Raw genomic sequence first — 12,734 nt, forward strand, 5'->3', positions numbered from 1 at the left:
CGACGCTATATATAGGGCTAACCGTTAGCTTCTGACAGGCATACCTAGTCCTATGACTTTGTTTATTACTTTGACATTCGCCATGATTTCGCCCACTTGAGCGTTGTAACATCTCAAGCTCAATTTTCCGCTTGTTAGTCCTTTATATCGGGACATTGCAGTTTCAGATATTGACCGATAGTGATAACCAGATTGGGCTTTCCACTCCGAGATTGTCCCATTTTTCAAGGCGGTTACTGCTTCGTTTCTGGGATGGCCATCTTCCCAAAGGGCTGCATTCTTTCGAGGCGGTATCAACGGGATACTACCTTTCTTTTTCAAAGTCTCGTGGCAATTTTTGCTGTCATAGGCTCCATCAGCAGATACGGTAATGACCTTTCTGCGTAGTGGGTTGAGCAATGTAGGAAGCACTTCACTATCGCCAACATTGACAAGGCTAACTTCAGCACTGATAGCTTCGTGGGTATCTACATCAACAGCTAAGTGCAGTTTGCGCCATGTTCTGCGCTTTTCTGCACCATGCTTTTTCACTTTCCATTCACCCTCACCAAAAACTTTGAGACCTGTCGAGTCAATGGCGATATGGCGAATAGCCCCTCTAGATTTATTGCGATATTTGACCTGAACTGTCTTCGAGCGTTTACTGATACAGGTGTAGTCAGGGGACGTCAGCGGAACATCTAGTAACTTGAAGATCGAGTCGATAAAGCCTTGAAGTGCACGCAATGGCAGAGAGAAGATACCCTTTATCATCAAAGCCGTTTCAATCGCTGTATCTGAGTACTGAAAGCCTCTCCCACGCTTGCCATGATGGGTTTTGCATTGCCATGCATCTATGGCGGAGTCATCTATCCAGAACGTAACCGAACCACGTTTGCACAGAGACGTATTGTACTCCGCCCAGTTAGTTATCTTCTTCTTCGCTTTACCCATATCACCACCAGTCTAATCCTCATAAAGGATCAGATCGCAGGACTCGGAAAAGGTTCAACTGATTTAGGCAACAACGCCAGTCTAACCCTACAACCAAAACAATGTTAACTGATCTCAAGTGAAGCTGCACCACAACACACCAACCGGCCTACATAACCCCGAAAATTCCGACAAATGCCTCGTGGGTTCGTGGGTTCGTGGGAGTTTGTATCAAACATAATCAAAACTGATCGAGTAATAATGTGGTTTATATAAAAAAACAGTATTCAGCTGGTAAGCTTTTAAACAACCTGAGATTGACCATATCGTGTCTGTTTCAAAATCGTAGGGTACTTGTAAAGCTTGACTCTTATAGAGAGTAAAGTCTTTTTCTGTGCAACTTGTACATCTTGTTTTGTCTGCTACGCTTTAGTTCGAGGTATGAGAAGTAACTATATGAAAGTTAAACATACTTTAACGCGTGGCAAGATCAACCTCATAAAAAATAGTGTGCCAACTTAAATACAGGTCAATTATTTGCCTAGAAGTGAGACTTGTATATCCTACTTAGAAGAAATTGAACGAGGGCAACATATGAAAAGGATGCTTCACCTTCTTATAGCGAGTGTTTTTGGCTACTTGGCCTGCTTTCAGCGCTGCAGCCCAAGAGCAGCCGAATATTTTTGTCATCTTTACTGATGATATTGGTATTTCTAACGTCAGTGCTTATCACAATGGGGTGATGAGCAGCCAAACTCCAAATATAGATAGCATCGCAGAAAATGGAATGATGCTAACGGATTATTACGCCCAGCCGTCTTGTACCGCTGGGCGTTCTGCTTTTCTAACAGGGCAGTTTCCAGTGCGAACCGGTATGCACACCGTTGGCTTGCCTGGAGAGCCGGTGGGTCTTCATGCGGACACCCCAACGTTACCTGAGATATTGAAAACGATGGGCTATGTGACTGGCCAGTTTGGTAAGAACCATCTTGGTGACAGAGACGAGTTTCTACCTACTATGCACGGTTTTGATGAGTACTGGGGGTGGCTATATCACCTAAACGCCATGGAATACACTGAAGACCCCGATTGGCCTACGGATCCTGCGTTTCAGAAGTTTGCGCCTCGTAATGTGATTCATGCAAAATCTGATGGCAAAGGGAAGCAAACCATTAAAGATGATGGTCCACTGACGATTGAACGAATGAGAACCCTTGATGACGAAGTGAATAAGCACGCTATCGACTTCATTGAAAGAGCGGTCAAGGCCGATAAACCTTTCTTTACGTGGTATTGTCCTTCGAGAGGCCATGTGTGGACGCATCTGTCGCCAGAGTATGAAGCCATGCTTGGAAAAAATGGTTGGGGGCTGCAAGAAGTTGTCATGAAAGATCTCGATGACCATGTAGGGGAGATGTTTGCCAAGTTAGAAGAGCTCGGCGTAGCAGACAATACTATCGTGATATTCACCGCGGATAACGGCCCTGAGATTATGACGTGGCCTGATGGCGGTATGACACCATTCCACGGTGAGAAAGGGACCACTTGGGAAGGGGGCGTTAGAGCACCTGCTTTAGTCAGCTGGCCAGACAAAATCCCAGCAGGCTCTGTGAACAACGGCATATTTGATGGCATGGATTGGTTACCAACACTAGTCGCTGCAGCGGGTGGCCCTACCGACCTCAAAGAAAAACTACTGAAAGGCCACGATGGCTTCAAGGCCCACCTTGATGGTTACAACCAATTAGATATGCTCACGAAAGATAGCCCATCGAATCGTAATGAAATTTTCTATTATGAGCGTGATAAACTTCAGGCGGTTCGTTATGGTGATTGGAAAGCCCACTTTGTAGTACAGAATCATGGTTGGGGTGGCGCGAAGGAGGAGTTAAATGCACCATTACTCTTTAACCTTCGCCGAGACCCTTACGAAAGAGCGGCAGAAGAGTCAGGTATGTACTTGAAGTGGATGGGCGAAAAAATGTGGGTATTTGGTCCTGCTCAGGCAGCAGTGCAGCAACACTTAGCGACCTTTAAAGAGTGGCCGCCTCTCACTCCGGAAATGCCAGCTACAAATAATGGTGGTGTTGGTAACTAACCTAAAGCACCAACGAAAAGGGCCCGCATCGCGGGCCCTTTGCTATATGGGAGCTAGTCTAGCTAATTGAGGAAATCGTTTCTTGCATGGCCGTATCTAGAATCGCGCGATTTCTTTGCATTGCCGCCATGAGGGTAGAGCCAAGCCATAGACCATAAAGTGTGCGAGACAGCGCTTTAGGATCGGCGATATTAAAGTCGTCATTTTCATTTCCTTCAATAAACAGATCTGCCATTCGCTGGATGATTTTCTCGGCACCCTCCGACATTGTGGACTGCATTTGGTTGGAAGTGCCTGAAATCTCACCTGCCAGTTTGACGACCAAACACTGAATTTGAAAGTCGTTTGTTAGCTTGGATTTGCTCCAGAACGTAAAGTACTCAATCACTCTTTGTTGGCGAGCCATTGTCTCATCACTTAAGTAGCCATCTAATATCGATAAGTGATTATCGAAGTAATCCCCAAGTAGGATTTCGCCAAAATGTTCTTTTGATTTGAAGTAGTGGTAAAAAGAACCTTTTGTGCCTTCTGCCTCGTTGATGATCTTCATAAGCCCAACACCGGCAAACCCATGTTCATTAATCAGCTTGAAGCCAGAATCCAACATGGCTTGACGCATATCTTTCATTGGTTATTACTCTTCACATAACATAGTCTAGATAGTATACCAACCGCTTGGTCTAGTGACGACAAGTAATTTCACTTAACTACATTTGAAGGTGAATGTAACTTAGCCTTCAACTGAGAAACCACATCGTTGGGAGCAAAAGGTGCAAGCTTATTGATACAGGCTTGTGCGGTTTTCAACTTGTGCCTAACTTGTAGATCGCAGCGTGCGTATAGATGATTTGGGTCTTGGCTTAGGCTGTAAGCTTTGGCAAGTGCAGAATCAGCTTTCGTCAGGCTTGAATGCTCTAGTGAAAGCCCATAAACAAGCCAGTATTGTGCGTTCTCAGGCTCAGCGAATGTAGCCTGCTTAAAGTAGCTTATGGCCTCACTCTTGTTCTTCTGCCGTATCAAAGATAGTCCGATGGAGTACATGAATACTCCAGATGAAGGTTGAGCATTGAGTCCTTGCTTGAGTACGTTTAACGCTAATTCCTCTTTTCCCGCTGACTTGTATAAATCGGCTAAGCTGATATAGCTGTTAGGGTAGTAGGGTTCAATTTCTATAGCAGAGGTGTAAGATGTAATGGCTTTATCAAGCTTTCCTTGTGCACGATAGACGTTGCCAAGATTGGTTCTTCCAAAGCCTCTATCGCTGTTATAAATCTGAATACTTAAATACTCTTCAAGTGCCGGCTCAATACGCTGTTTCTGAGCTATTGCCATGGATTGCCAATGTTTGGCTAAGGCACCTGCCGCTTCTGTCCGAACAGCATAAACAGAATCCTCGAGTAAAGGCGCCAATAGCTGCCATTTCTGATCGAAAGGATAGTTGATTGCTCCTTGAACCGCGCCTAACCGAATGAGCTCGTTCTGGTGTTTCGTTGCTCGTGCTAATGCCACTAGGCTATTTTGCCCTGGATGATTGGCTATGCGTTGTAATGCTGAGGCTCGAATGATGGCACTTTCCCCTGAGTTCTGAGCAACATATGACAGTGCATTTCCGGCACTATTATGATTGATGGCCGAGGCATAAAAGGCGATCGAAAAGTGTCGTGGGTTTCGATGCTCTGAGTTTGGAAACCATTTCTCCAAAGCACTATCTGCCCATTGATCGGTTTTATCCTCGTGACAGCTCGTACAAACGTTCGGTGTACCGATGTCCATAGAAAGATCGGGCCTTGGGATTTGCCAACTATGGTCACGTCGGGGGTCAACTTGCATATAAGTCGTTTCCGGCATGTGACACGTTGTGCACTTTGATGCCTCGCTGCTGGGTAAGTGGAAAGTGTGCTTATCTGAGCTGTACTCTTGTGGCGAATGACACTGAGCGCAGACCGTTTCCTCTGGTATTTTCAATTTCGCATTGTGCGGGTCGTGACAATTGGTACAACTGACTCCTTTTTCAGCCATTTTAGACTGCAGAAATGAGCCGTAGACGTAGTCCTCGTCATATATCTGACCATCATGATGATACAGCTCGGGGGTAATAGTACTTAGCAAGTAACGGTCCAGAAAATTGCCGGAGACATGATCGTTACTTTCGCTAAGCTGAACTCGTCGGCTATGGCATTGTGCGCACACCGCCAATTGCTCGGTATCTTCAATGGCAAGAGGCTGAGCGGCTGAACTACCTTCTTTAAATACCCATTCTTTTACCGTTTTTGATAGATCACGGTCGAAGCCAAAGTGCGCTTCTGATGGTTGACTTGAGTTGACCCATTCAAGGTGAGCTTGCCCTGCGCCATGGCATGCCTCGCAGCCGACACTGATTTCAGACCACGTTGTTTTATAAGTGTTTGTGTCAGCACTATAGTTTTTTTCAAGGTTGGTCGAGTGGCAATCTGCACACATGAAATTCCAATTTTGACCTGTGTTGGTCCAATAAAACTCATCTTTGGGGGTCATATTCGGGTAGAGGTGGAACCATCGTTGCCCACCTTGGCTTTCAGGCCTTGAGTCCCACGCAAAAGGAATCAGTTGGACTCTACCATCCTCAAACTCAACCATATATTGCTGAAGTGGGGTGACGCCAAAGGTGTATTTGATTTGGTAGTCATGCCATTGCCCATCTGGCCCTTGTATATTGGCCAAGAACTGATTATTACGTTTAAAGAATCGGTTGATACTACCTTTAAACTCCAACTTTAAATCGCTGAAGTTACCTAATACCGTATCGGCAGTCGCATGCTGCATTGCCTGTTGATGGTGAGAACCCTGCCAGGCTTGGAAAGCCTCCTGATGACAGTCGGCACAAACATTACTCCCAACAAATTGGCTTGCTTGAGCTAAAGGAAAGATGGCTACGAATACACACAGCTTTACAATAGATAAATTCTTAGCTAGTGACATGCTCATGAATGCCCTTATTCATCTGACTAGAAGTCCTTGCTTTGTATGATTATGGTTATACGTATAATATTGTTTTACGACTTTGAATTTTATAGCATAAATCTTGGGAAAAACTGTTCAACTTGTCGAGCGTGAAACAAGAGTAAAAGCACTCGATTATGTCTGTTTTCTAAAGCTCTCTCTAAAATATATTGTTTCAGAGCTTGCCTGTCACTAATTGTAGGTAACATGCATAGTTATGATAAAGCCCAAAGAGTTTAGTGACGCCTATGTCATCTGCTTTGGCAATAGATAAACAAATGATCTGGGTGACTTAGAATATAAGTATAAGCTGAGCCGAATGATGTTTGAAGTGAACTTATAGATGAGAAACGATGACGAGTACTTCAACCTTGAACGAGATTTTGTTCTACATAAAAAAGTCAAATTTAAGCGAGCATGGGACTCTAAATGATAAAGGAGCAGAAATTAGTTTGCCAACATCGGCCAATCCGATCTCAATCAGCAAAGAAAACACCGTTCCTATAAGAACTATGCTTTTTCTCAGCTCACCTAGATAATTCTAGATATTAACCATTATAGTCGATGTTACATCTTTAAAGATTCATAACAAAATTTATTGCCCTTCAACACAACCTGACTTTTTCTTCACTACTCTAGGGAGGGTTATTCCCGCTTAGAAGAATCTGATCTGATTATTGATTAGATTACTATGGTTGGCAGAGAACATGTAGCTGTAACATAGGTTAAGCGAACCACATTAACATAAGAAAAACTTAAAGCACTACCCAATTTTTATTTTGAACACTGCAATCGGCTACTTACTAGGATCTATTCTAATCACTTTATTCGAATCATAGAGCTGTTTTTCTAGTTCCCTTAGCTTTGTAGCAAGCAACAACTCACGTGCTAGAGAGTGCTCCAGAAGAAGCCTGACCCGTTCTAATTCATCTTTGTAATAATTTGCTTTGCGACTTTCACGTCTTATAGTCTCGGCTTTAGATAAAGTCGTGTCTTTACTTTCCTCTTTAAAAGCATCAATCAGAGAAATAATCCCCTGATGATTCGGGCGTTTCCTCTTAAGATACCCACTATCGAAACCAGCCTCCTGAGACACGATTGAAGGGGTTAATTTACTTGGAGCAATACCGAAAAACTTAGAATTGTTCGGCTTACCTTCCTTTAGGCGCTCAAACGCTTCATAACATGCCTCTAATCCACTCTTTACTGTCATGTTGTATCTCCTTCAGGTGAAAGGTATTCACGTTCAATACTGTACTTTTTATATCGCAATAAGTCTTCCAACTCTAACTCCGCAGATAAAAACTCGATAGAGTTTGGTTCGTAGCATTGCAACTCTCTCTGAGTTAAAGCAATTAATTTTTCAATATTACTTGATGTTATAACAGCGCATTTACTACTGAGACAGTCTGCAAATTCTCCTAAAATTGAACATTCACAAGTTTCCGTATTAGTGCATCCACCAAGCAATGTTTTTCTATAACTCATCTCTCCGTTATGAACTCGTTGCGCAGTTTCTTCCTTGAGTTTTTCAACTAAAACCTCGCCATTCCTAAGCTTGCTCCTTTTCCTCTCTAAATACGCTCCTGTCTTACCATGCAAGCTAACATCTTCATCTAGTAAGTCAGTTAGAAGAGCCTCAGCTGTAGCAAGTGACATTCCTACCTGAACTTCATATACTATGTGATTTAATGGCAGTACGTATTTACCCTCTGCTACATCGTAATGACCGAAAATCGTTTTTACATTCTCGTTGTTACGGCTGTAATACTTAGACATCTCTTGCGATAGGTGTTTGAATTGTCGCATGAGAGTGGGCAGTGATACGAACCCACTATTTACTGCGTAAAATGCGAGAGAACGCCTAAATTGATGAGTCGTAAGTGGCCAAACACACCCACACTGATAGGTTGGTTCTAATGAAAAATTTCGACTAGGATCACTTGCCTGCAAAACGTCATAATCATCTTCCGTAATTTTAAACTGTGGTTTACAGAGGAACGTCTTTGCTGTTTCCTTTTTATGAGCCGTTATTTCTAACCTTTTATTACCCAGTTCGCTTTTCTTGAATATCGCCATCGTACTTACTAGTAAAGGGCATTCATCAGCTTTAACGCCAATCATTAAAGCGTAACCTCGAACAATTCTACGGAGTACATAAATCGCATCCAACACTACAGGGTGGGCCAACCAAGAATCCTCTTGTTGGTACCCCGTAAATTTGGTTGTTGTTGACAATAACTCTACCGACCTAGCAGGAACCAAAACGTTACCAAGGTGATCCTTTATAGAATCTTCAAGAGGCCGATTAATAACGCAATCGTACCTTAACCTATTTACTTCATCATTCCGCATTCCCGTATAGAGATGGATTAATGACTTCATCTCATACTGAATACGGGTCAATGCACCGTTTAGTTTCGCCCTACCATTAATCTTGTAATCAGAATGAGAGAATAAGTCATCCAAACCATGAGCGAAAATCGCCTCCTTGATAGTTGGCCTGACAACAGGGCTTTCGATCCCTTGCTCACGTTGTTGCTTTCGTTGTGCCTTCTTATTCAAACCATAAAACGGATCTGAAAACTCCTTTATAAATGCTTCCAACCCTTTTGTTTTTGCCTTGAGGAATTGCACTCTTTCTGTAAGAAAGTTAATCATCTCAAGGTAGATTCTTGTGGGAATCAAAGGGTGTTGGTTATGGTCGAGCTGCTCATGCATCTTTGGGTCATTGATAACCAAGTAACCAAGTCGTTCGTGGCCGACGATGTTGAGATGATTCAAAAGTGCGTGGATGACCTGTCTCCTTCGCTTGTTATCTATAGTTTTGACAAAAGCAGCCAAGTAAAATGGATTTGAAAACAATTCCGATAAGCACAGTCGTCCAAGCATACGGTTTTCACCGCTATCTATACAAAACTGTGCCGCATGCATGGTGACATTGTAGTATTTCATTAGTGAGCTAACAGATAAAGAACCATTAACACCAGACCTGACATGATACATGAGGACAAACATTATTTGCTTAACCTCATTAATTAGCTCTAGATCTTTACCTGGTTGATTAGTTTTAATCAACTTTCCAAAGCTCATTTTATAATTACCGCTAGCAGCCAATCGATAAGGTTTTAAATCCCAGTCCATCTGGCCGTAGTAAGCTGTAACTTTATTGCTTCTGTCACGACACAGGACGAAATTATCTGGAATGTGATTACCTAATGCGCTGTCGAATATATCCGGTGCAATAAACTCTTCACTACTCAATTTTTGAGCTGCCAAAGCCAAGAGATAACAACGATTTTGAATCACTTTCGGGTCGTTCACGGGTTCATCCCATTTTGCTCTTCAAGAAATATTAAGCCTAGAGCCTCATATCTTTGAAGTCGATTTTCCCAGTACGGGGTAAGCTCTCCTAGTTTAAATACCCGGTCACTAATTTCGCTGACTTTTTTACAGCCTTTTGGGGATTTCATCTTAATTTGATGAAGTATTTGTCGGACCCTAGCTGATAACAGTAAAAAAAGCTCATTAGCCTTATTTGCATCAGAAACGCCATTGAGCACGCCCGTTACAATGTAAAGCAGACTAAACAACTTATGGATATCGTCATCATCATCGGCATGGCAAATATAGTTAATACAAAAAAGACATCCATACTGCTTTCTACAATCCGGTTCAATAGGGGGAGACTCTATTGCAGACTGTGGGCGCTGAAAATCATCACAATGACCTGCAGCAATGGGGCGATGTTTGCAGTCTTGGTCCTTGTAAGCGTTCTGAACTACATGTCTTGATGCCTCATACGCAGCCTCCCAAAAACTTGAGAGTTCGTTTTGGGCTCTCTCTGGAGATACCATCATATAATGGCGCTCGTTAGTCTGTTCTGAGTGGTTTAAGACTTGAGCCACTGTATGACGATCAACATCCGGTTGCTCATGTAAAAAAAGGCTTTTTGTTTTTCTAAACTGGCGAGATGTCAGCATTTCAAAATCTGAAGGCATGAATATACCGATTATCTTTTTTCGCTGAAAGCTCCTTATATTTGCTTCAGATACAGAAACAGGCTCCCAGTCTTTGACCTTCAATCCAAAAAACAATCGACTCTCTTTTTTTCCGTCCAGAACCCATTGTCTTAATTTCAAGTATTTTCTGAATAACGAAACGGCCCCAGCAGCAATATCATATTGCACGGTTTTTCCAGCTGCTCTAAGTTTAATAGCGCGATAACTTTTGTTTGTCAGCGACTTATCGAATTCTAATTTACCATTAAATTCTAACTGTGCTATTTCGCTTGCATATGCACCAGTCAACATCATAAACAACATCTGATAAGACTGCATAGCTGTACAGGCAAAGGCTCGACGACATTTCGCGCGAGGATCTAGGTTTGCTTGTGCAAGACGTTTATTGGAGCGTTTTAAGTTCTCCCTAAGCTCGCTTTTTTTCTTATTTGGACGCTTATCAAAATACTCTTTTTCTGTTGCCATCCTACCCAATTGGTGGTTGTACACATCGGTAGAGCGATTACAGTAGGGTGTAACTCTATGTGTAGCATATGGAAATATAAAGGTTGTATAGTCAGGCATTCTCAACTTAAAAGGGAGCTTCTTTTCATATATGAGAAAACTCGTCAACTCTTCAGCCAGAGACTTATAAATGTTGAAAGCATATTTTAGATCAGCACGTTTGCGAGGAGCCGTCACAGAAACACTACCATTAAATTTCACTGTGTTGCCAACTATGTAATCACTTATCTGTTTTCCAAAATGAACCTGAATCAAAAAAGCAATGTCCACTTGTTTGATCTCAGCCTGCCTCGGTGTGATTTGATTGCTGGTAACCTGATGTTTAAGTTCTTTAGATATCTCTCTATACACTACTTCCGATTGCTCGGTGTCCTTCAAAAATAATTCTGCAAAACCACGCTCTTCTATGTAGTTGAAAGCACCTCGTACTCTTCCTATAATGGCAACTACGGATTTCTCTTGATACCCTTTTGTGACGATATAATCCATCAAAGAACGCAAAAAATTACGCCTATGTTTTATCAAAGACTCTTCTACAACAAGGTATGGATTTTGGTTTTGGCCATTTATGTATTTTCTCTTAGCGTAAGCAATTGCTCCCAAGTCCATAGGTAGCTTCTTCCCTCCGTTAGGTAAAGAAACTCTAAGTTGCTCCGGGTAAAGATATTCATTTTCTACTAGATCACGTAAGGTAACGATTACTGTTTCTCGTACAACATAATTCGCGTCAGACACTCCCCCCCCCCCTTTCCATCCCATATAAATCAAATACCCTTTCTTCATACTTTTGTTGAGCAGAAAGTCTATTGTCAATCCCATCAAATAACTTTAAGTAATGCTCAGTAGTGGCTCGTTCCGAATGATGTAATCGCTTTTGCACCATAGAGATAATGTCTCCATCTGTAGCTAGTCCTTTTGCAACAAGAGGTTGAAGAAAACGATAATAACGAAGAGCGTAGGTTGCTCTTAACCAGTGAAATGTAAAATCATCTGGAAATACTTCATTAGAATAACTCTGCAACTTCTTTTTCATATAAGATGTATTACGTCCTTGAGGTCTACTCTTCTTTGTCTTATATCTTGGATCTGACTTAGCCATGTAATGAGGCTCACCCTCTGGAGAAAGGAAAAGGTACATATCCTCTCCACATAGCACGTCACCATTCTTCGATAAAAACTTATTGCGCCGTTCTCTAGCTTTTTTACACTTTGCATATGTACAAATTTGTGCTGCTAATGACGCAGGGAAGTATAGAGTTTGTGGTTTATTAAATTTCGTATCAATGCCAGTACCTGGACCAGCTTTAAGCATGTACGTTTTATCTGGTAAGAGCTTGTCAGAAGAAAATGCGTCCAAATGTTTCATTCGCATGGTAAGAATAGTTTGTTTACGTGAACCTGTATGCAACGCTATATAGTGTATAAGGCGTTCATCAACCGAAAATACTTTGGTTTGTAAAACCCTCAGCATGTCTTCCAGTTCTGCATCACGCAAAGGTCGAAGATCTTCGCCATACTCCCTAACACAACCAATAGGAACTGGGCTAGCTTGCCTGCTGATCGCTAAGCTCTGGTGACGCTTCTCAACGTTAACCCCATAACTTCTTCCATGCGAATTCTTAAAGAACAATCGTACAGACTCAACGGTGTCAACTCTTTCAAGATCTATCGTTGAGTTTGGTTGTATAGAAAGATATTTGTAATAGTCATAAACGACCTTTGTTCTTTTATTCAGGCTAGCTCTGGCCAAAGCTCCGTTATCTACGTGCTGTAACAATTCAAAAAAATATTTATACGTAGGTCTTTGGGGCTTACGACCTACAAAATTCGTATGATCAATATTGTGATGCTCGCAGAATATCTTGTAATCGAGCAGCATACTTGCTCTTTGTCGTAGAGCATCAGAGACGGTATAGCCCTTACTGTTTTCTCTAGCTGCGGAGAATAAAAAGACATTAGCTTCGTCCCAAGGAGAGCCGTCTAGATTTAACAGAAAGGGGAATAAATAAATGTCATGCCTTTCATCGAAAGCCAAGTTGGGTGTCACAAAATATGACTCTCGATCTTCACACGACTTCAATATCGATTGCTTACTGATTGGAGTAGAGCTTATTTCCGCATAAGTGTTTCCTACATGACGAATAAGCACAATCCTCTCATTTTTGGACAGCTCCATGGGACAACCTCCTAAGTGCGAACAATCAAAGTGTCAATCCTCA

Annotated in this window: 7 protein-coding genes and 1 pseudogene; 1 reads left to right on the forward strand and 7 read right to left on the reverse strand. The window is 42.2% G+C overall.

Translation table 11 applies throughout. From position 1 onward, the window contains the following. Positions 1 to 24: 24 nt before the first annotated feature. Positions 25 to 933 (reverse strand): IS5 family transposase, encoded by a 909-nt coding sequence (locus CTT30_RS12870; RefSeq protein ID WP_252037867.1) that lies wholly within the window; start codon positions 931 to 933, stop codon positions 25 to 27. A 573-nt stretch (positions 934 to 1,506) separates the two neighbouring features. Between CTT30_RS12870 and CTT30_RS12875 the strand changes: the two are divergent. Further along, positions 1,507 to 3,010 (forward strand): annotated as a pseudogene (locus CTT30_RS12875) (arylsulfatase). A 58-nt stretch (positions 3,011 to 3,068) separates the two neighbouring features. Here CTT30_RS12875 and CTT30_RS12880 read toward each other — a convergent pair. The 6 genes from CTT30_RS12880 to CTT30_RS12905 all read right to left on the reverse strand — a co-directional run bounded on the left by CTT30_RS12880 (position 3,069) and on the right by CTT30_RS12905 (position 12,691). Beyond that, the gene (locus CTT30_RS12880) at positions 3,069 to 3,638 is read right to left on the reverse strand and encodes a TetR/AcrR family transcriptional regulator (RefSeq protein ID WP_252035338.1); all 570 of its coding nucleotides are present in this window, start codon (positions 3,636 to 3,638) and stop codon (positions 3,069 to 3,071) included. 71 nt (positions 3,639 to 3,709) lie between these two features. Then, positions 3,710 to 5,974, reverse strand: a complete 2,265-nt coding sequence (locus tag CTT30_RS12885) for a multiheme c-type cytochrome (protein ID WP_252035339.1) — start codon at positions 5,972 to 5,974, stop codon at positions 3,710 to 3,712. An 811-nt stretch (positions 5,975 to 6,785) separates the two neighbouring features. Further along, complete coding sequence (locus tag CTT30_RS12890) at positions 6,786 to 7,202, reverse strand: hypothetical protein (RefSeq protein ID WP_252035340.1); 417 nt, start codon at positions 7,200 to 7,202, stop codon at positions 6,786 to 6,788. Then, entirely contained in the window at positions 7,199 to 9,313 is a 2,115-nt protein-coding gene (locus CTT30_RS12895; RefSeq protein ID WP_252035341.1) for a site-specific integrase, read from the reverse strand. The genes CTT30_RS12890 and CTT30_RS12895 overlap by 4 nt, the downstream gene beginning before the upstream one ends. After that, positions 9,310 to 11,250: a hypothetical protein gene (locus CTT30_RS12900; RefSeq protein WP_252037866.1), complete on the reverse strand. Its 1,941-nt coding sequence runs from the start codon at positions 11,248 to 11,250 to the stop codon at positions 9,310 to 9,312. The genes CTT30_RS12895 and CTT30_RS12900 overlap by 4 nt, the downstream gene beginning before the upstream one ends. Next, on the reverse strand, positions 11,243 to 12,691 hold the full coding sequence (locus CTT30_RS12905; protein WP_252035344.1) for a site-specific integrase: 1,449 nt from the start codon (positions 12,689 to 12,691) through the stop codon (positions 11,243 to 11,245). The genes CTT30_RS12900 and CTT30_RS12905 overlap by 8 nt, the downstream gene beginning before the upstream one ends. Positions 12,692 to 12,734 lie beyond the last annotated feature (43 nt).

Origin of the sequence: Vibrio coralliilyticus, from assembly GCF_024449095.1 — a bacterium.
Classification (GTDB): domain Bacteria; phylum Pseudomonadota; class Gammaproteobacteria; order Enterobacterales; family Vibrionaceae; genus Vibrio; species Vibrio coralliilyticus_A.

Coding starts and splice junctions, on each gene's coding strand:
- CTT30_RS12870 (WP_252037867.1), bottom strand. CDS start 933: ATGGGTAAAGCGAAGAAGAAGATAACTAACTGGGCGGAGTACAATACG.
- CTT30_RS12890 (WP_252035340.1), bottom strand. CDS start 7,202: ATGACAGTAAAGAGTGGATTAGAGGCATGTTATGAAGCGTTTGAGCGC.
- CTT30_RS12885 (WP_252035339.1), bottom strand. CDS start 5,974: ATGAGCATGTCACTAGCTAAGAATTTATCTATTGTAAAGCTGTGTGTA.
- CTT30_RS12905 (WP_252035344.1), bottom strand. CDS start 12,691: ATGGAGCTGTCCAAAAATGAGAGGATTGTGCTTATTCGTCATGTAGGA.
- CTT30_RS12880 (WP_252035338.1), bottom strand. CDS start 3,638: ATGAAAGATATGCGTCAAGCCATGTTGGATTCTGGCTTCAAGCTGATT.